The organism is Streptomyces sp. NPDC006296 (assembly GCF_040613235.1).
Taxonomy (GTDB): domain Bacteria; phylum Actinomycetota; class Actinomycetes; order Streptomycetales; family Streptomycetaceae; genus Streptomyces.
The window spans coordinates 31227-49953 of record NZ_JBEXRT010000036.1; the positions used below are offsets into that span (position 1 = coordinate 31227).

General features: G+C 72.0%; 18 protein-coding genes. 7 read left to right on the forward strand and 11 right to left on the reverse strand.

The window, feature by feature from the left end:
* Positions 1–60: 60 nt before the first annotated feature.
* Both ABZ172_RS23070 and ABZ172_RS23075 read right to left on the reverse strand, forming a co-directional pair.
* The gene (locus tag ABZ172_RS23070; RefSeq protein ID WP_356885904.1) at positions 61–441 is read right to left on the reverse strand and encodes a VOC family protein; all 381 of its coding nucleotides are present in this window, start codon (positions 439–441) and stop codon (positions 61–63) included.
* A gap of 351 nt (positions 442–792) precedes the next feature.
* The gene (locus ABZ172_RS23075; protein ID WP_356885906.1) at positions 793–1404 is read right to left on the reverse strand and encodes a TetR/AcrR family transcriptional regulator; all 612 of its coding nucleotides are present in this window, start codon (positions 1402–1404) and stop codon (positions 793–795) included.
* A gap of 310 nt (positions 1405–1714) precedes the next feature.
* Here ABZ172_RS23075 and ABZ172_RS23080 point away from each other — a divergent pair, with 310 nt between their 5' ends.
* The 4 genes from ABZ172_RS23080 to ABZ172_RS23095 all read left to right on the forward strand — a co-directional run bounded on the left by ABZ172_RS23080 (position 1715) and on the right by ABZ172_RS23095 (position 5822).
* Positions 1715–2191 carry a nuclear transport factor 2 family protein gene (locus tag ABZ172_RS23080; RefSeq protein ID WP_356885908.1) on the forward strand — a complete coding sequence of 159 codons (477 nt, stop codon included), beginning with the start codon at positions 1715–1717 and terminating at the stop codon, positions 2189–2191.
* Positions 2192–2794: 603 nt separating this feature from the next.
* Positions 2795–3259, forward strand: coding sequence for a nuclear transport factor 2 family protein (locus ABZ172_RS23085; RefSeq protein WP_356885910.1), 465 nt, complete (start codon positions 2795–2797; stop codon positions 3257–3259).
* A 381-nt stretch (positions 3260–3640) separates the two neighbouring features.
* The gene (locus ABZ172_RS23090) at positions 3641–4630 is read left to right on the forward strand and encodes an aldo/keto reductase (protein ID WP_356885912.1); all 990 of its coding nucleotides are present in this window, start codon (positions 3641–3643) and stop codon (positions 4628–4630) included.
* Between the two features lie 235 nt (positions 4631–4865).
* Positions 4866–5822 (forward strand): SDR family NAD(P)-dependent oxidoreductase, encoded by a 957-nt coding sequence (locus tag ABZ172_RS23095; RefSeq protein ID WP_356885914.1) that lies wholly within the window; start codon positions 4866–4868, stop codon positions 5820–5822.
* A 165-nt stretch (positions 5823–5987) separates the two neighbouring features.
* On the opposite strand, the gene ABZ172_RS23100 is transcribed toward ABZ172_RS23095, so the two are convergent.
* From ABZ172_RS23100 to ABZ172_RS23110, 3 genes are read right to left on the reverse strand one after another with little or no spacing between them, the layout of a single operon-like run.
* Positions 5988–6662 carry a response regulator transcription factor gene (locus ABZ172_RS23100; protein ID WP_356885916.1) on the reverse strand — a complete coding sequence of 225 codons (675 nt, stop codon included), beginning with the start codon at positions 6660–6662 and terminating at the stop codon, positions 5988–5990.
* On the reverse strand, positions 6659–7906 hold the full coding sequence (locus ABZ172_RS23105) for a histidine kinase (protein WP_356885918.1): 1248 nt from the start codon (positions 7904–7906) through the stop codon (positions 6659–6661). Before ABZ172_RS23105 ends, ABZ172_RS23100 begins: the two co-directional genes overlap by 4 nt.
* On the reverse strand, positions 7903–8766 hold the full coding sequence (locus ABZ172_RS23110; RefSeq protein ID WP_356885962.1) for a CPBP family intramembrane glutamic endopeptidase: 864 nt from the start codon (positions 8764–8766) through the stop codon (positions 7903–7905). The genes ABZ172_RS23105 and ABZ172_RS23110 overlap by 4 nt, the downstream gene beginning before the upstream one ends.
* 265 nt (positions 8767–9031) lie before the next feature.
* Between ABZ172_RS23110 and ABZ172_RS23115 the strand changes: the two genes are divergently transcribed.
* The gene (locus ABZ172_RS23115; RefSeq protein ID WP_356885920.1) at positions 9032–9370 is read left to right on the forward strand and encodes a MarR family transcriptional regulator; all 339 of its coding nucleotides are present in this window, start codon (positions 9032–9034) and stop codon (positions 9368–9370) included.
* A 71-nt stretch (positions 9371–9441) separates the two neighbouring features.
* On the opposite strand, the gene ABZ172_RS23120 is transcribed toward ABZ172_RS23115, so the two are convergent.
* Entirely contained in the window at positions 9442–10356 is a 915-nt protein-coding gene (locus tag ABZ172_RS23120; protein ID WP_356885922.1) for an alpha/beta hydrolase, read from the reverse strand.
* A gap of 109 nt (positions 10357–10465) precedes the next feature.
* Between ABZ172_RS23120 and ABZ172_RS23125 the strand changes: the two genes are divergently transcribed.
* Positions 10466–10882 (forward strand): MarR family transcriptional regulator, encoded by a 417-nt coding sequence (locus ABZ172_RS23125; protein ID WP_356885924.1) that lies wholly within the window; start codon positions 10466–10468, stop codon positions 10880–10882.
* Positions 10883–11033: 151 nt separating this feature from the next.
* Here ABZ172_RS23125 and glpK read toward each other — a convergent pair whose 3' ends face one another.
* Both glpK and ABZ172_RS23135 read right to left on the reverse strand, forming a co-directional pair.
* Positions 11034–12551 (reverse strand): glycerol kinase GlpK, encoded by a 1518-nt coding sequence (gene glpK / locus ABZ172_RS23130; protein ID WP_356885926.1) that lies wholly within the window; start codon positions 12549–12551, stop codon positions 11034–11036.
* A gap of 27 nt (positions 12552–12578) precedes the next feature.
* Positions 12579–13424: an MIP/aquaporin family protein gene (locus ABZ172_RS23135; RefSeq protein ID WP_356885928.1), complete on the reverse strand. Its 846-nt coding sequence runs from the start codon at positions 13422–13424 to the stop codon at positions 12579–12581.
* Between the two features lie 315 nt (positions 13425–13739).
* On the opposite strand from ABZ172_RS23135, the gene ABZ172_RS23140 reads away from it, so the two are divergent.
* The gene (locus tag ABZ172_RS23140; protein ID WP_356885930.1) at positions 13740–14855 is read left to right on the forward strand and encodes an AI-2E family transporter; all 1116 of its coding nucleotides are present in this window, start codon (positions 13740–13742) and stop codon (positions 14853–14855) included.
* A gap of 124 nt (positions 14856–14979) precedes the next feature.
* Here ABZ172_RS23140 and ABZ172_RS23145 read toward each other — a convergent pair whose 3' ends face one another.
* The 3 genes from ABZ172_RS23145 to ABZ172_RS23155 all read right to left on the reverse strand — a co-directional run bounded on the left by ABZ172_RS23145 (position 14980) and on the right by ABZ172_RS23155 (position 18503).
* Complete coding sequence (locus tag ABZ172_RS23145; RefSeq protein ID WP_356885932.1) at positions 14980–16131, reverse strand: LLM class flavin-dependent oxidoreductase; 1152 nt, start codon at positions 16129–16131, stop codon at positions 14980–14982.
* Between the two features lie 200 nt (positions 16132–16331).
* The gene (locus ABZ172_RS23150; protein ID WP_356885934.1) at positions 16332–16421 is read right to left on the reverse strand and encodes a putative leader peptide; all 90 of its coding nucleotides are present in this window, start codon (positions 16419–16421) and stop codon (positions 16332–16334) included.
* A 216-nt stretch (positions 16422–16637) separates the two neighbouring features.
* A complete protein-coding gene (locus ABZ172_RS23155) occupies positions 16638–18503 on the reverse strand; it encodes a CocE/NonD family hydrolase (protein ID WP_356885936.1) in 1866 nt (621 codons plus the stop codon).
* Between the last annotated feature and the right edge of the window lie 224 nt (positions 18504–18727).

Below are 18727 nucleotides of genomic sequence, written 5' to 3' on the forward strand. Positions count from 1 at the left end.
GGTGTGGGGTGGGGGTCGCCGCCCGCGGGCGCCCGCGCGGTGCCGCCGCCGGGGCCGGTCTCAGAGGGTGATGCAGAACGGGTGTCCCGCCGGGTCCAGCAGGATGCGCCGCCGTTCGGGCAGCGGTTGCGGGTCGGCGACGACGGCTCCCAGAGCGGTGAGCCGGGCCTGGGCCGCGTCCAGGTCGTCCACCCCCAGTTCGAGGTGGGCCTGCTTCTGCACCGAGGAGTCCGGCCAGCTGGGGGCCCGGTACTCGTCCAGACGGTAGAAGCCCAGCCCGGGTGAGCCCTCGCGGCTCAGGAACACGAAGCCGTCGGTGGAGACGGTGACGGGCAGGCCGAGCGCCTCGCTGTAGAAGCCGGCGAGTTCGGCGGGATCGGCGCAGTCAAGGGTGACGCCCAGGTAGCGGATCGCGGGGTGGGGCGGGATGTGAGAAGACATCAGGGATCTCCCGGTGGTGGGGTCGGGTCGGGCCGCGTCGACCGGGGACGGCCGACGAGTCCGTCATGTACGGAACGGGGCGATGGCCCGGCTGCGGGCAGGCGTCATCGCCAGGGCTGGTGACGGTGAGCGCGCCGAGGCTCCGGAGCAAGGGGGTGCCGATGCGGGCAGCAGGTGCCCGTCGTGCGTGGCCGGGGCGGGATGCCGCCCCCGATTTTTGCTGCGGGGCGGCATGACGGGACGCCGGGGCCCGGAATGGTCTGCGTGCTCGGTCAGGACAAGACGTGCCGGTGGGTAGGGCGGTCGACGGTGTCGGGGCTGCCGGGTGTCACGACCGGCTGCGTTGCCGCGTCAGCGCGTCGACGGCTCCGGTGGCCGGCGGATCCACTGGGGCAGGAGGTCGTACAGCCGGACCGCGATCTCCTCCGGGTCGCAGTCGGTGTTGCCTCCCACCGCGGCTGAGAAGACTCCGTGCACACCGGAGGCCGTGTAGACGTCCTCGACCGAGTTGTTTGCGCCCGACTCCTGCTCGTCCACACCGAGGTCGCGCCGAAGAGCGTGCAGCTGCTCCAGGAGGAGGTCGCCGATCCCCATCAGCCCGCTCGGCGAGCGCCAGGTCGAAGCCAGCAGGAAGAGGCTTTTGCGCTGCCGGAGAGAGCCGAGCATGGAGTTCAGCGTGGCCACTGCGACGGCGGTCGGGTCCGCGCCCCTCTGCCGATCGCGGATGTCCAGGTCGTGGAGGGCGCGGAAGTCCTCCGCGATCACGTACACCGCGGCCTCTTCGACCGAGTCGAAGTGGTTGTAGAAGGTGGCGCGGTGAATGCCGGCCGCTTCCGCCAGTGCGGAGACCGAAGGACATGACTGCGTCCGCTCCATGAGATCGGCCAGCGTGTCCGCGATCGCCCGTCGCGAGCGGGTGAAGCGCGGATCCGCTTCCACTGTCGAAGGCTGCTCACTCACCATGACCGCACCCTACTTCGAGGCCGGTCATCCGGCTCCGCCGCCTCGGATGTCGGCCGCCGTCTGCGCGGCCCGGCCGCCGGTATCCGCCCGGTGCCGGGCATTCCACCCGGTACGGCCGTCGCCGCGGGCACGGACCTCGCGCGCTCCCGTCCCCGGCCGGTGTCCGACGTCTTTCGCACGCCGGGATTCACGTAGGTCATGGCACTCCTTCCCTGACTTCGTTCTCGACGGTACCACTATTCGACACCTGTCGAATAGTGGTCTACGGTGCTGGAGACGAAGCAACCCGCCAACCGAGAACGGACGCACCATGTCGGAGACCGACAGCAGCACCTCTCTCCAGGCCACGGCAGACAAGCTCGCCGTGGTGGAGACCCTCTACCGCTACGCCGCAGGCCTGGACCTGCGGGACAAGGACCTTCTCGCCTCCGCGTTCGCGGAGGACGCCGTGGCCGACTTCGGCCCGGCCACGAGGAAGGCGGGCCAGGAGTACCCGCCGATCAACGGCCGGGAGACCATCGCATCGGCTCTGCTGGGTTCGCTCAGCCACCTGGACACCACGCACTCCGTGAGCAATCCGCGGGTGAACCTCGACGGAGACACGGCACACCTGGAAGGGATCGTGGCGTGCCAGCATCTGCCCCGGGAGGACCACTCGCGGCACGTCCTGATGACCAACCGGTACGACGTCGCACTCGTCAGGAGCGGCGAGATCTGGGTCATCCGGCGCGTGACCGTCGACAACGCCTGGACCGAGGGCGACCCCACCGTCCTCGCCGGCATCTAGGGATGTCCCCCCAGGGATGACGGACATCCCTCGGGAGAGAGCGGCAGGGCGCCGGCCCTCCGCCCACCGCATGCTCTGCGGGCCGGGACCGGCAGACCCCAGCCGGCCGCTGCCCTGCGGCAACGGGCCCGCCCGGCAACGCCCGTGGAAGACACGGCCGTCGCCGCTCTCGACGGTGGCCGATGCCGACCACGGGCCGGACGGGCAGCAGGGTCCGCCGGCTGCCCGCCCGGTCCGCACACCGGTGAGCCACCGCGCGCGGCACGGAGACCGCCGATGAAGGGGGCGCTCAGGTCTCCCGGGGCGATGGGCCACCTCATCGGCACCGGCCTTCCGGCCGCTCCGGAGCGGCGCAGCCGGCCGGCCGGCGGGCGTCGCCGACGAAACACCTCGGCACGCACACCGGCATCGACACGCACCCCGGCGCGACGCTCTCACCGAAACCGCCCGACGAGGCGCTGTGGCTCCGGAGCCCTCCGCCGCGTCGCCGTTCGACGACATGCCAAGCCATCCACCCCGGAACGACCGGACCAGCCGGCTGCGCCCCTGCCCCGCAAACCGCCCTCGGCTCTTCCCCCTCAGGCCCCTCACGATCGGAACCTCATGAGCGACACCCCCGTTCTCGACGACTCGGACCGCACCGAGATCCATGACCTGCTCACGACCTACGCCTTCGGCCTGGACCGTCGCGACTTCGCCCGCGTCGCGTCCGTCTTCACCGAGGACGCCGAGGTACACAATGTCTTCGACAGCTACCTGCCGGACGGCGAGAAGTTCAGCGGTCTGACCACGGGGGGCGACGCCGTCGCGGACGGCGCCCGCCAGCTGTTCGGCAACCTCGACGCGACGCAGCACCTGCTGGGTGCCCAGAGCGTCGACATCACGGACACGGGCGCGAAGGCATCCACACAGATCGTCGCCCACCATCACCGGGGCGGCGACCACTACCACACCGGCGGCACCTACGAGGACGACCTCGTACGCACCCCCGACGGCTGGCGTATCTCCCGTCGCACGCTGCGCATCTCCTGGACCACCGGCAGCCCGCAGGTGTTCCTGGCACCGTGAGGAGTGAAGCGGCCCAGCCCCGCCGAGACGACCGACGAGCCCTGCAGCAGCCCCTCCTACCGGTCCTGCCGCAGGCCGCGCAGGACCTTCCTCTCCCGGACGGGCCGTCAGCGGACCTTCCCACGGCTGCAGTCTGCCGGCGTCGTGCGTTCCCGCGTACGTCTCGGCACGGCTACCGCACAGGGGGTGTGGGGCACCCACTCCCACACGGCCTTCCTCGGTGCAGTCCTGTCCACGCGTGTGGTGTGCGCGTCCCGACCGCGCCCCAGCGCCCCCGAAACACATTCCGGCTCGACATCCGGATCCGGCTGCCCCGTACTGCACCGCGGGCCCAGCCGGACACCCGAATCGAATTCCTCCACCTGATCAGAGGAGTGCGTCATGCAGCACAGGACACTCGGCAGCCAGGGCCTTGAGGTCTCGGCGATCGGCTACGGAACGATGGGCCTGACGATGTCCTACGGCCCCGGTGACACCGCCCAGGGCGTCGCCGCCATCCAGCGCGCCCATGACCTGGGCGTCACCCTTTTCGACACCGCCGAGTTCTACGGCTGGGGCACCGGATCCAACGAGAAGCTGCTCGGTGAGGCCGTCAAGGACTTCCGCGACGAGGTGGTCCTGGCCACCAAGTTCGGCATCGACATGTCGCTGCCACCCGAGGAGATCGGCGCCGCCCTCGACAGCCGCCCGGAGACCATGCGCAAGGTCGCCGACAACAGCCTGCGCTACCTGGGCGTCGACCACATCGACATCTTCTACCAGCATCGCGTGGACCCGGACGTGCCCGTCGAGGACGTCGCCGGCACCGTCAAGGAACTCATCGACGCGGGCAAGGTGAAGTACTTCGGCCTGAGCGAGGCCGGCTCCGAGACCATCCGCAGGGCGCACGCCGTGCAGCCGGTCTCCGTCCTGCAGACGGAATACTCCCTCTTCGAGCGGGACATCGAGCAGATCTTCCCCACCCTCGACGAACTGGGCATCGGCTTCGTCGCCTACGCACCACTGGGACGCGGCTTCATCACCGGCGGGGCCAAGCCCGCAGGCCAGTACGACGCGACGGACATCCGCAACCTCGATGCGCGCTGGCAGCCGGGCAACTTCGAGAAGAACGTCGAGGCCGTCGGACGGCTCAGCGGGCTTGCGGCCGACAAGGGAGCCACGGTCTCCCAACTCGCCCTGGCCTGGCTCCTCGCACAGGGCGAGCACACGGTGCCCATCCCCGGTACCCGCAGCCCGAAGCGCGTCGAGGAGAACACCCGCGCCGCCGACCTCACGCTGACCGCCGCTGAACTGGCCGCGATCAACGACATCCTCCCGCACGGCGGCTTCGGCGCCCGCTACGACGAGGACTACGCACCCACCTGGATCTGACCCGGCCTGCGCAATGCCCAGGGCGGCCCGCGCGCCGGACACGTCCTCGCCGGGAGCGCCGGTCACACGGCACACCCGGCTCGGGTCGGCTGCACCGTGAACAGACGGACGTCAGCCCGCAGGTCAACACCGATCTGCTGCAACAGCGCCTGGCGTCCCGGACTCGGCCGAGTCCGGAACGCCAGGCGCCGTACACCCCCGACACGCATCCGTGCACGACACGACAGGACACTCCATGACCGAGCACGCCCGTATCACCACACGCTTCAGCCGGGACACCACCGCCGACGAGGTCGTCCGCAGCGTCGACCTGGCCGGCAAACGCGCGGTTGTCACCGGAGGTGCCTCGGGAATCGGGGTCGAGACGGCCCGCAGCCTGGCCCGCGCCGGTGCCGAGGTCACTCTCGCGGTGCGCACCGTCGAGGCCGGACGTGCCGTGGCCGCGGACATCACCGCCACCACCGGCAACCCCGGCGTGCACGTCGCGGCCCTGGAGCTGACCGCCTCCGCTTCGGTCGCCTCGTTCGCGGCCTCGTGGAAGGGCCCGCTGCACATCCTGGTCAACAACGCCGGCGTCATGGCGCTGCCCGGACTGCAGCGCACCTCCGAGGGCTGGGAGTACCAGTTCGCCACCAACCACCTGGGCCACTTCCGTCTGGCTCTGGCCCTGCAACCGGCCCTGGCCGCGGCTGAGGGAGCCCGTATCGTGGCCGTCAGCTCCAGCGGTCATCTGGCCTCCCCGCTCGTCTTCGACGACATTCACTTCACCCACCGCGCCTACGATCCGTGGCTCGCCTACGGCCAGTCCAAGACCGCCAACGCACTGTTCGCCGTCGAGGCGCACCGACGCTGGTCCGGCCTGGGCATCACGGCCAACGCCCTGATGCCGGGAGGAATCCGGACGGCACTGCAGCGCCACCTCGACGACTCCCCGACGGACCCGGAACAGAAGAAGATCTTCGAGGCCTACCCGTGGCGAACCGCCCGGCAGGGAGCTGCCACGTCCGTGCTCCTGGCGGCCTCCCCTCTCGTGGAAGGCATCGGTGGACGCTACTTCGAGAACTGCAACGAAGCGCTCCCCGGTGACGTCGTCCCGGCCGACGGCGAGGCCGACGGGGTGGCGGCTCACGCCCTGGACCCCCGGGCAGCCCGGCACCTGTGGCAGGTCTCCGAGGATCTGCTCGCGAGCTGACCACCACACGGTGACGTCCGCCGTACCCGGTCGGATCGTGACGCCCGCCGAACGACGGGACTGACCGGGCCGGTCACGGGGCCGTCACCGACCTTGCCGAGGCGGTCCCGGGCCCCATGAGGTGCTGGTCCGCCGCAACCACGGCACCGGCGAAGAAGCCAGCCTTCAGCGCGCGGCGTCGTCCACGGTCACGACACGGTTCTGGTAGGCCCACACGGCGGCCTGCAGGCGGGACTGCACGCCGAGTTTGGGCAGCAGCCGTGCGAGGTGTGATTTGACGGTGGCGACCTCGACCACGAGGGCCCTGGCGATCTGCTCGTTCGACATGCCCTGCGCCAGGAGCAGCAGGATCTCCCGTTCGCGGACGGTCAGGACGTCGATCGCCCGTGCGGCCGTCACGGGGCGCAGGCGCCGCCGCTCCACGTACTCGGCGACGATACGGCGCGTGAGCGTGCGGTCGAGCGTGCCGTGGCCTGCGGCGATATGGCGGATCGCCCGCAGGATCTCGTCGGGGTCGGAGTCCTTGAGGAGGAACCCGGCGACCCCCGCTTCGAGGGCGCGGAAGACGTAGTCGTCGATGTCGAAGGTGGTGAGGATCAGCACCGGGACGGCGGGAGACGCGTCGGGGCCGCAGATGCGGGCCGCGACGTCGATGCCGTCCATCTTCGGCATCCGGATGTCCAGGCAGGCGACGTCCGGCACCAGTTCGGTCGCCAGGTCGAGCGCCTCCGCGCCGTCCGCGGCGACACCGACGACCTCGACGTCCTCCTCCGCGTTCAGCAGTGCGCTCAGGCCGGCGCGGACGAGAGGCTGGTCGTCGGCGAGGAGGACTCGGATCATGCGGACCGCTCCGGGAGGTCGTGGCTTTCGCGGGGGATGCTCATACAGGTCTCCCAGCCGTCGTCGCCGGTCGGGCCGGCGTCGAAGACCCCGCCGATGAGCGACGCGCGCTCCCTCATACCGACGATCCCGAACCCCGTCCCCCGGGAGGCGGGACGGGCCCGGGGGACGGGCGGAGCGTTGCGGACGGTGAGCCGCAGCCGACGCGGATCGCGGTCGTCCACGGTGACGACGCAGTGCGCACCGGGCGCGTGACGTGCGGCGTTGGTCAGGGACTCCTGCACCATGCGGTACGCGGCGAGCTGGCCCAGCGGGCTGATCCCCGCCCCCGGATCCCGCCGTTCGTCGCTCCGTACATCGAAGTCGACACGGGCTCCGGTGCGGCGGGCCGTTTCGATCAGACCGGGGACGGTGGCGAGGGTCTTGACTCCCCGGTCCTCCGGACCCACGTCGCGGAGCAGTCCGACCAGGCGGCGCAGATCCTCCAGGATGACGTTGCTCTGCTCGCGGATCTGCAGCGCACCGGATCGCGCCTCGTCCGGCGCCGAGGCGGTCTGGCGCGCGACGGCGGAGGCCATCAACGAGATACCGGACAGGTGGTGGGCGGCGATGTCGTGGAGCTCGCGCGCCATCGCCGCCCGCTCCAGGGCGAGGGCCTCACCGATCTTGGCGTCCCGCTCACGGGTGACCGCCGCCAGCGTCTCCTGCTGTGCGGCCCGCGTCGCGCGCTGCGCGGCGATCATCGAAGCCGGCAGCAGCGGCAGGCCGACCACCAGGGCCGCCTGGAGCACCGCCTGCGTCGCCAGAGCCGCACCGTCGGAGCGCCCTTCGCCGCTGCCGTTGGCGAAGTACCCGACGGCCACCAGCACACCCGAGCCCAGAGCCCACCAGCGCACGCCCCGCCAGGGCGCGGTCAGCGCAGCCAGGAACGCGGCCACCAGAACCGGCAGCGCGGTGACGGTGAACAGTCCGCCGGGGAACACTCCGGCAAGGACGACGGAGAGCACGGCCGTCCAGGCCAACGCGGCGGTCGCCCGGTGAGGGCTCCACAGGAGCCCGGCGGACTGCAGGACGAGCGTCACGGCCGTCCCCCACCACACGGCCGAACCGAGTGCGGCTCCGGCGAGTGACGGGTCGTCACGCGCCAGCAGGGCGATGATCCACAGGAGGGCCAGCGCGCTCAGCGCGGTCGTCGCAGCGGTCGCTGCGGAGCGGGTCGTGCCAGGTCGCCGCGCGGTCGTCACGACTCGATCATAGTTCGGGCCGGGCCGTGCTCCGCGTGGCGGGCGGACAGTGCCGCATCGCCCTGGTCCGAGGAAACGAGCGGGTCGTAGCCGAGACGGCCGCGGGTGGCGACGACGATCGCCGTCGCGGCGACGGCCGCACCGGCCCCCATCGCGAGGAGGGCGAGTTCCCCGTCCAGGCCGGGGAACATCTCGGTCCACATCACGGACGCGAAGGTGTTGACGCCCACATGCATGAGCATGGACAGCGGAAGGCTCTGCCCGGTGCGGTTGAACACCCACGACATCACGATGTTGAACGCGACGCAGAAGCCGAGGAAGACCAGCGGCCGCGTCCAGGACGCCTCGGGGTAGCCACCCCATTCGGTGAGGAACAGCGGGAAGTGCCACACCCCCCACAGCGGGCCCAGGACGAAGGCGGCGCGCAGCGGCGAGAACCGGCTCTGCAGGCGGGGAAGGGCGAAGTCGCGCCACCCGGGCTCCTCCGCCAGACCGGTCGTGACCATCTGGAACAGCAGCACCGGCACGAAGGCGGTGAGCGCGGCGGCCGACGGGGCGGCGACCTGCCCGCCGGAGAACGCCAGGCCGGTCAGGAGCATTCCGGCGGGAACGGCCAGCAGGGTGATCGCGTACCAGCGCCCGGCGACCCGCCACCGCCACAGCCGGCGCGCCCAGGCCCGCAGACCGGTCCGGCCGTCGACCAGCGCGGTCACCGCGAGAGCCGCGCCGATCGGCCCCAGGTAGGCCCCCGGGAGGACCCCCAGGACCTGACTGGTCCCCAGAATCTCCGGGAACCGGTAGCCCCAGACGCCGAGGCCGTTCTGCGACAGGATGTACGGCAGCCATGCCACCCAGCTCATGCCGTTCGCGAGGGCGAAGAAGGAGATCAGCGGGCGCGCGCGCACCGTCGCGCGGAATCCGCCGGGGGAGGGGGCGAAGGCAGGGGTGCCGAGGTGCTCGGTCCGGTTCGTTGTCATGACGGCAACGCTAGATTTCCGTCGCCGGCGGTCTCTACGGCCCGATGGCTGCACCGAGGCAGTGCATCCGAAAGGTGCAGGACGACTCCCGCGCGGGCATCGGGAGCACGATCCCGCGGCGTGCGGGGCTGTCCGGACCGACTCCGGGATGTCGCCGTCCGGCCACGTCGTGCCGGCCGGACTCACCGAGAACCGCGGCCGGATGCGCCTGATGGACCTGGCGAAAACGGTGGAGTGGGAGAAGAGCCGCATGTCCCACCGGGTGGGGCGGATGGTCAAGCGCGGGCTGGTGGCCGAGGAGGACTGTCCCGACGACGGGCGCGGCGCGTTCGTCGCCGCCACCGCGGCCGGCCGCGAGGCGATCGAGGACGCCGCTCCCGCGCACGTCTGCCGGCTGTTCGTCGACGCCCTCGACCCCGGTGAACTCGACGCGCTCGCCCGGATCTCGAACCGCGTCCTCGCGCACATGGACCGGCAGCCCGACTGACCGGGGGCCGGTGGCGGAGGGGCCGGCCCCCGAGGTGCGAAGGGGCCGCGCCCCGGCCGGCGGTGAACGGCTCACAGGTGGCTGACGTAGAAGGCGGTGAGCCGGTCCACGGCGGCGTCGACGTAGGCGGGTTCGTCGTACATCTCGTAGTGGCCGGCGCCGTCGATCACCATGAGGTCCACCGGATCGGGGGCGAGCTCCCACAGCCGCATGCCAGCCTCGTAGGAGCCGGTGTTGCCGATGCGTCCGGCGAGGACGACTTGTAGTGGCTGGGTCATGAGCGGGTCGACCAGGTGGAACGCGTCGTAGCCCAGCAGGAGGGAGTCGCCCCGCGCGAGGCGGCGGTTGGTGGAGTGCTCGTTGCCGCCCCGCCCGGTGCGGTAGTAGGTGATCGCCTGGGTGGTGTCGATGTCGGTCAGGCCGGCCGCCGCCGCCTCCTCCAGGGTGTCGGGGAGCCAGTTCACGCGGGCCGGCTCGCCGGAGCGGGCCTCCTCCACGCGCGCGTCGGCGAGGGTGTCGAGCGCGGCGGACGGGCCGGCGGGCTGGAAGCCCCGGAACGAGGTGCCCATGTTGCCGGGGACGACCGTTCCGACCGCCTTGATGCGGTGGTCGGTGCGGGCGGTGTGGACCGCGTACCCGCCGCCGGCGCAGATGCCGAGCACGCCGATGCGCTGCGGATCGACACCGGGGACCGTGGTGAGCGCGTCGATCGCGTACGAGATGTCCTCGCCGCGCCGGTAGGGGTCCTCCAGATCGCGTGGCTCACCCCCGCTCTGTCCCTGGTGGGCGGGGTCGAAGACGAGCGCCGCGATGCCGCGGGCCGCCAGGCGCGCGGCGTAGTTCGCTCCGATCTGCTCCTTCACGCTGCTGCCGGGCGTGGAGAGCACCACGGCGCGCAGCGGCGCGTCGCTCTCCGGGGCGTCGGGCAGATGGAGGTCGGCGGCGAGTTCGATCGGTCCGCGCGGGATCGCGATGTGCCGGATCATGGGGGTCGCCCTTCCTGGGGCCGGTGCTTCACGGGCACGCGGTACGAGAACCAACTGATACGATTTGGAACTAATACGAAACCGTACCACTTTCACGGAGAGGCGTCGGATGACGATCGGCGGAGCGCAGCTGTGGACGTTGAACCAGCGGCTGCTGAGCGTCGTGATGGACGCCTGTGCACAGGAGCTGACGGAGCTCGGGCTGGAGACGAAGGAGTTCTTCGTCCTGGACCAGGTGGAGGCGTCGCCGTATCCCGCCGAGATCGCCGCGGCCCTGCTGCTCCCCCGGGCGAGCGTGACGGTCTACGTCCGCAACCTCGTCGCCAAGGGGTTCGTCCGGCGCGAGATCGACGACGCGGACCTGCGGCGCCACCGGCTCGTACCGACCGCCGAGGGTGTCCGGGCGCGGGACCGCGCACGCGCCGCCCTGGCGGCGGAGTACGACCGCAGGCTGGCGCGGATCGCCCCGCAGGACCGTGCCGAGCTGCGGCGCATCCTCCAGGAGATGCTCCTCCCGCCCGCCTGAGGCCAGGAGCGCGAGCGGCGCAGGGGAGGCCGGGACGCACGGGAGCGACGCACGGGCGGGGCGCACGGCACCGGGACGGGCGGGAGCCGGGGGCGGTGGCCGCTCTCCAGGCCCTCGCCCCCGGCTCCGTCCGACGGGGATGCCCCGGGGGCTACGGGACCTTCACCCAGTCGAGGGTGCGCTCCACGGCCCTCTTCCAGCCCGCGTAGCCCTCCGCGCGCTGCTCGTCGGACCACTGCGGTGACCAGCGCTCGGACTCGTGCCACTGGGCGCGCAGTTCATCGGTGTTCTGCCAGAACCCCGTCGCCAGCCCCGCCGCGTAGGCCGCGCCGAGGGCGGTGGTCTCCGCGACGACCGGGCGGCTGACCGGGACGCCGAGGATGTCCGCCTGGATCTGCATGCAGAGGTCGTTGGCGGTGACCCCGCCGTCCACCTTGAGCACGTCGAGGTGGACCCCGGAGTCCTGCTCCATCGCCTCGACGACGTCCCGGCTCTGGTAGCAGATGGCCTCCAGGGTCGCCCGGGCCAGATGCGCGTTGTCGTTGTAGCGGGCCAGGCCGACGATCGCGCCCCGGGCGTCGGAGCGCCAGTAGGGGGCGAACAGGCCCGAGAACGCGGGGACGAAGTACATGCCGCCGTTGTCCTCGACCGAACGGGCGAGCACCTCGCTCTCGGCCGCGGTCTTGATGATCTTCATCTGGTCCCGCAGCCACTGCACCGCGGAGCCGGTCACCGCGATCGAGCCCTCCAGGGCGTAGACCACCGGGCTGTCGCCGAACTGGTACGCCACTGTGGTCAGGAGGCCGTGCTGGGAGCGGACCAACTCCGTCCCGGTGTTGAGCACCAGGAAGTTGCCCGTCCCGTAGGTGTTCTTGGCCTCGCCCGGGGAGAAGCAGACCTGTCCGACGGTCGCCGCCTGCTGGTCGCCGAGCACCCCGCCGATGGGGACGGCCGCGCGCAGCGGACGCGAGGTACGGGTGGAGCCGTACGCCTCCGGGTGCGAGGAGGGGTTGATGGCGGGCAGCATCGCCCGGGGGATGCCGAAGAAGCCCAGCAGCTCCTCGTCCCAGTCGAGGGTCTCCAGGTTCATGAGCATGGTGCGGCTCGCGTTGGTCACGTCGGTGGCGTGGATGCCGCCGTCGGGGCCGCCGGTCAGGTTCCACAGCACCCAGGCGTCCGTGTTGCCGAAGAGGGCGTGCCCCGCCTCGGCCGCCTCGCGCACGCCGTCGACGTTCTCCAGGATCCACTGGATCTTGCCGGCCGAGAAGTAGGTCGCCGGCGGCAGTCCCGCCTTGCGGCGGATGACGTCCCCGCGGCCCGAGCGTTCGAGCTCCGCGGCGATGGCGTCCGTACGCGTGTCCTGCCACACGATGGCGTTGTAATACGGGCGCCCGTTGCGCGGGTCCCAGACCACCGTGGTCTCCCGCTGGTTGGTGATCCCGATCGCCGCCAGGTCGCCCGGCGTGAGGCCGCCGTACCGCAGGGCGTTCTGCATCACCGAGTTGGTGCGCTCCCAGATCTCCACCGGGTCGTGCTCCACCCAGCCCGAGCGCGGGAGGATCTGTGCGTGCTCCAGCTGGTGCTTGGCGATCTCGTTGCCGCCGTGATCGAAGATCATGAATCGGGTGCTGGTGGTCCCCTGATCCACCGCGCCGATGAAGTCCGCCATGATGTACCACCTCTCCGCCCGGTGCGGTCAGTCCTCGGGTGCCGGGACGCGTCCCGGCGGCTCGGGTTCCGCGGAAGGCAGGAACCGGCCGACGAATGCCTTGTAGACCCCTGCGCCGAGCAGGCCGCCGACGAACGGGCCCAGGATCGGGACCCAGAAGTAGAGGTTCCCGTACTGATCTCGCCAGGCGCCGTTGTACCCGGTGAGGAAACTCGCCAGCCGGGGGCCGAAGTCCCGGGCCGGGTTGATCGCGTACCCGGCGTTGGTGCCCCAGGCCATACCGATCGCCACCACGACCAGGCCGATGATGAGCGGGGCCAGATTCGCGCCCGGCGGGGTGTTCAGCATGTCGGTGACGGCCATGATCAGCAGCAGCAGGATGGCGGTGCCGATGACCTGGTCGCGGAACGCCCCCCACTCGTGGACCGGCAGCGCGGGGTTGCCGTTCGCGGGGAGCGTGGAGAAGACCGTCTGGGTCTTCTCGGTGTGTCCGGGGTCGGCCTTCGCCAGCGCCTCGGAGTAGTTCCAGCGGACGAGGAGAGCGGCCACGAAGGCGCCCACCGTCTGGGCCAGGACGTACGGCGCCACCTTCCGCCACGGGAAGCCGCGGTACGTGGCGAGCGCCAGGGTGACCGCCGGGTTGAGGTGGGCGCCACTGAGCCGCGCCGCCACGTAGACACCCAGGGTGACGCCGAGCCCCCACGCCCAGGCGATGCTGTCGTGGTCCCCGAGGCCGCCCGGCGGGCTCGTGAGCGCCCCGCCCGCCACGACCTGTGCCACCACGCCGCAGCCGAACAGGATGAGGATCATCGTGCCTGCGAACTCGGCGGTCAGTTCGCCGAGCAATCCGGATCGTGCACTCCGTTTCGCCATGGAAGCTCACCCTCCGCCGGCTGACCGGCCGTCGACTGCCTGAGCGATACGGGTCAGGCTAGGACGACGGGCGGAAAGCTGCATATCAGGAGGAAACGGGTTGTGTCCGAGCGGCGCGCCGCAGCCCCCCGCGACCGGCCGCACCCTGCGTCCGGCCGCCCGATGGCCCCGGGGCGCGCTTTGCGCTGTTGGTGGGAAGCACGTCCTCCGGACGACCGGGACGCACCGGTCGCCCGGCCCCTCGCCGGACCCCGCGGCGGCGGGCCCGGCAGGGCGCGGTCAGGAGCGAACCCGTGGCCCCATAGGGTGAATCGCATGCCCGTCACCTTGAGCTCCACCAAGACCCGCGCGGCCCTCCGCGTCTCGGCACGCGTCTCAGGAGAGTTGCTTCTGGTCCTCGTCATGACCGCGGTGGCGGTGTGGCTGCTGGGGCGCATGTGGTCCGTCGTCTGGCCGCTCATCGTCGGCCTGCTGCTCACGACGCTGACCTGGCCGCCGGCGCGGATGCTGCGGCGACGCGGCTGGCCGCCGGCGCTCGCCGCGTCCTCGGTGACGGTGCTGTTCCTCCTGGTCGCCGGGGGAGTGGTCGCCCTGATCGCGGTGCCGGTGGCCTCCCAGTCCGGGCAGCTGGCCGACGGGGTGGTCGAGGGCATCCAGAGGCTGCGCGAGTGGGCCGCCGGGCCGCCCCTCAACGTCGGCGACGACCAGATCACGGGTGCCTTCGACTCCGCGACCGCCCGCATCCAGGACAGCGTCGGCAGCATGGTCACCACGGTCGTCACCGGAGTGAGCACCGTCGTCAACGGAGTGGTCACCGCCGTCCTGGCGGTCTTCCTCATGTTCTTCATGCTCAAGGACGGCCCGCGTTTCCTGCCGTGGCTCGCACGCCAGCTGCCCGGCCGCCTCGCCACCGACGTCCCCACCGTGGCCACGCGCGGCTGGGACACCCTGGGGGAGTTCGTGCGTTCCCAGGCCTACGTCGGACTGCTCGACGCCGTCCTCATCGGCCTCGGCCTCTGGATCGTGGGTGTGCCCCTGGTGCTGCCGCTGGCCGTGCTGACGTTCGTGTCCGCGTTCGTGCCGATCATCGGCGCGCTGTTCGCCGGCTTCGTCGCCGTCCTCATCGCCCTGGTGTCGAACGGGCTGACCGACGCCCTGATCGTGCTGGCGGTGATCGTCGTCGTGCAGCAGCTGGAGGGCAACGTGTTCCAGCCGATGATCCAGAGCCGCGGGCTCGGTCTGCACGCCGGGGTGGTCCTGCTGGCGGTGACGCTGGGCGGCAGCCTCGCGGGCATCGTCGGCAGTCTGCTCGCCGTACCCGCGGCCGCCCTGATCGCCGTGGTCTGGAACTACCTGCGCGAGCAGCTCAGCGAACCGGGCGGGGAACCGAAGACGCAGCCCGCACCGGAGGAGGCCGGCGCTCCGGCGTGAGGAGGACCGCCCGCCCGGCCGCCTGTGCCGGGCGGGCGGCTGCGTGGTCACGACCGCCCCTCCCCGCCCGGACGGGGTCCCTCACCGGTCCTCGCGGCAGCCGGGACGCCGAGCGGGGCCCTCCTCACCGGCCGGCGGGCGGCACGGTGCCCGCCCCGGCGGGAGCCGGGCCGGACGGATGGCGCCAGAGGCCGCGCTCCGCCAGCAAGGGCAGGACGCCCTCACCGACCCAGTAGGCCTCCTCCAGATGCGGTGCCCCGGACAGGACGAACTCGTCGATGCCGGCCCGGTGGTACTCCTCGATCAGATCGGCGACCTCGGTGTGGCTGCCGACCATCGCCGTGCCCGCGCCGCCCCGGACCAGGCCCACGCCCGCCCAGAGGCCGGGATGGATCTCCAGCTGCGAGGAGTCCCCGCTGCGGTGCAGCTCACGCATCCGCCGCTGGCCCTCGGACTCGCTCGTCGCCAGGCCCTGTTGGACCGTCCTGATGTGGTCCGGGTCCATGGCGTCCAGCAGCCGCTGCGCCTCGGCCCAGGCCTGTGCCGAGGTGTCCCGGGCGATGGTGTGCAGGCGGATGCCGAACCGCACCTCGCGCCCCAGCGCCACGGCCTGCGACCGCACCCGGTCGATCTTCCGCCGCACCTGCTCCGGCGGTTCGCCCCAGGTCAGGTAGACATCGGTGTGACGGGCCGCGACCTCGATCGCCGCGGGTGAGGACCCGCCGAAGTAGATCTGCGGGGTGGGCTCGGGCAGCCGGTTCAGCCGCGCGGCCTCCACGCGGAGGTGTGCGCCGTGGTGGTCGACCGTCTCACCCGCCCAGAGCCGGCGCACGATGTCCAGGAACTCCCCGGTCCGGGCATACCGCTGGTCCTTGTCGAGGAAGTCGCCGTACGCCCGCTGCTCGGCGGACTCACCGCCCGTGACGACGTTGAGCAGGAGCCGGCCATGGGACTGCCGCTGGTATGTCGCGGCCATCTGCGCGGACAGCGTCGGGCCGATCTGGCCCGGGCGGAAGGCCACCAGGAACTTCAGCCGCTCGGTGACCTGCGTCAGCATGGCCGTCGTCAGCCAGGCGTCCTCGCACCACGCGCCCGTCGGGGTGAGCGCTCCGACGAAGCCGAGCTGCTCGGCGGAGCGGGCGATCTGGCCGAGGTACTCCACGGAGGCCGGACGGTCCCCGCCGGCGGTGCCGGGCGTCGAACCGTGGCCTCCGCCGACGATCTGACGGCTGTCACCGGTGGTGGGCAGGAACCAGTGGAAGGTGAGTGCGGACATACGAGAGCTCCGGAGGGTGCGGAGGAGCGCGTGCCGGCCTGCCGGGGCGTCCCTGCAGGCCTGGGGCCGGGCGCGCGCCGGGACATGCCGGAACACACGGAAGGGGGGAAGGGGGCCGCGGCGCCGTGCGGTGCCGGGCCGGAACCGGCCGGTGCGGGAGCGGGGCGTGGCGCCCTACGGCTCCCGGGGTACCGCAGGCGTCAGCGGCGACAGGTCGCGCTGGACTGGCGGCACAGGTCGACGTGCAGGCGTCCCACGAGGAAGTCGGCGGCAGCGGTCATGCCGAGCATTGTGGGGCAGGCGCACCCGCCGGCTCAAGCTCCGGTGGGCAGGAATGTCAGCAGGTGAGACCTGCGGAGCCGGCCGGCTCTCCGGCCGCTCGCCCCGACGGCGGCGCCGACCGGCGGCGGACGGGCCGGCGACGGACGTCCGGGCGAGCGCGCGGGCCGGAGCGCCCCGGGCGGCGGACAGACTCCGCCGCGCCCCGGCACCGGCCCGCGCGGAGGTCAGAGGCGGCCCCCGGGAACCACCGTGAACGTCCCGGGACCGGCCGGCAGGGGCACCGTGTACTGGCGCAGATAGGTGTCCAGGTACGGCGAGCGGGCACCCCCGGTGGGGACGTCGTCGGACGGGTCGTCCAGGGCCAGCCCGAGCCGTGCCCCGCTGACCTCGATCGTCTCTCCGGAGGGGGTGTCACGCCAGGAGCCGCTCCGGATGGACCCGATCTCCACCGCCAGGACGTGACCGGCCGCCAGGGTCCAGTCGGTCGCCTTGAGATCGACGGAGAGCCGGCCCGTGCGCAGCAGGGAGACCTGCTCGTCGAACATGACGGCCGTGCCGTCCGGGGCCACGTCGTACAGCTGGAGCATGACGTTGCCCTCTCCCTCCGCGTTCAGGGAGATCCGCGGGGTGCCGGTGATCCGGACGGCCCTCTCCAGCGCCTTCGACCGCACGACGAAGCTCGACGTGACCGTCCCGGACTCCGGCCCGCGGGCCGTCCGACCGGCCGGGCCCTCCGGTGCGGCCGGATCGATCGCGGGCGCGTTCTCCAGGTCCCACGCACCGGACGCCTTCGCGCGGTCCCGGCGTGCCGTGCCCCCGGATCCGGCGCCCGGCGCCGACAGGCCGCCGTCGTCCACGTACGAGCCGCCGCCGACGGGGATCGTGACGGAACGTTCCACCACGGGCCAGGTCCGCTGGGCACGCCACGCACCGGTGGAGTCCTCCACGGAGTAGGCCGGGTAGCGGACGGAGGGGCTGACACCCTTGAGGTACTGGTCGTAGAAGGCGAGGGTCTCGTCGTACCAGCCCTCACGGCCCATGGAGAGGCGGCCGTCGGCGGTGCGGTCCCCGCCGCGGACGTGCTCCCACTGGCCGAGCCAGCCGCGCTCGGGACCCTTGTGGTTGTCGAGGTACTCCTGCATCTCCTCGGGCTTGGTGTTGTTCTCGATGAAGCCCTGCGTGACGAACAGCGGGGTGTCCGAGCCCCGGGCCGCCTTCGCCAGGTCACGGGAGGTCCAGAACGCGTCGGACTGGTCGGAGATCCGGTAACCGGCCGAGTTCCGCGTCAGGCATTCCGGATGCGCCTGCTCGTAACGGGAGTTGGCCAGGTAGCGTGCGTCGTCGTCCGGCATCTGGTTCAGCGTGGCGATGGAGTTGTAGGCGTCGGCGGTGCCGGTGACGTTCGGGCGGGGGACGCCGTTGGAGTAGATGTACTGGTACATGTCCCACACCGGCTCCTGGGCGACGACGGCCTTGAGGGCGCGCTGGTCCAGGTTGTTGCCGATGAGGCCGGTGAGGGCGTCGTAGGACTTGCCGTAGAGGCCCACCGCGCCCGTGGACCACGGCTGTTGCGCGGCCCAGTCGATCGCCGCCCTCACGTCCGCCTGCTCCCCGGGGCCGCCCCAGTCGAGGCAGCCGGTGGAGCCGCCGAAGCCGCGCAGGTCGACCATGACGAACGCGTAGCCCCGGTCGAACAGATCGGCGCCCTCGATGAAGTCCTGGAACCGCGAGGAGGGGCCGGTGCGGGTCCAGCCCTCGGCGCCGGTCTGTCCGGAGTGCCCGAAGTACGGGCCGACGGACAGGATGACGGCCACCTCGGCCCCGCGCGGAAGGGACTCGGGCACCAGCACGTCGGCGTGCAGTTCGGTCCCGGAGCGGTCCGAGGAGGGGAAGTAGTGCTGCGTCCAGCGCGAGCCCTCCGGGACGCGGTCGTTCTGCTCGTGGGTGACGGGACCGGCCGCGCTCGCGGCCGGCCGGTCAGGTGCCCGGACGGGCCCCGACGCCGCAGCGGGACCGGACAGGAGCCCGGTCGCCGCGAGGACGGTGATCAGTGCTGAGGCGGCCCGACTGGCCGTGCGACGTGCTCTCACATGCTTCTCCCGGCTGAGTGGGTACGGGGTTTCGCAGTGGTGCAGGCCGAGCAGCGGCCTCCGGCCCGCCCGGGGCACGACGGTGGTGGCGCACCTCCACGGGGCTGGACCACCGCCGAGGACACGAACCGGAGCCGACGGCGCAGCAGTCTACGAGCGCCGTGGCAGCGCATCAACAGCCCCTCGTGCCCCCTGCGTCCACGCTGCGGAGGACAACCGCCGCA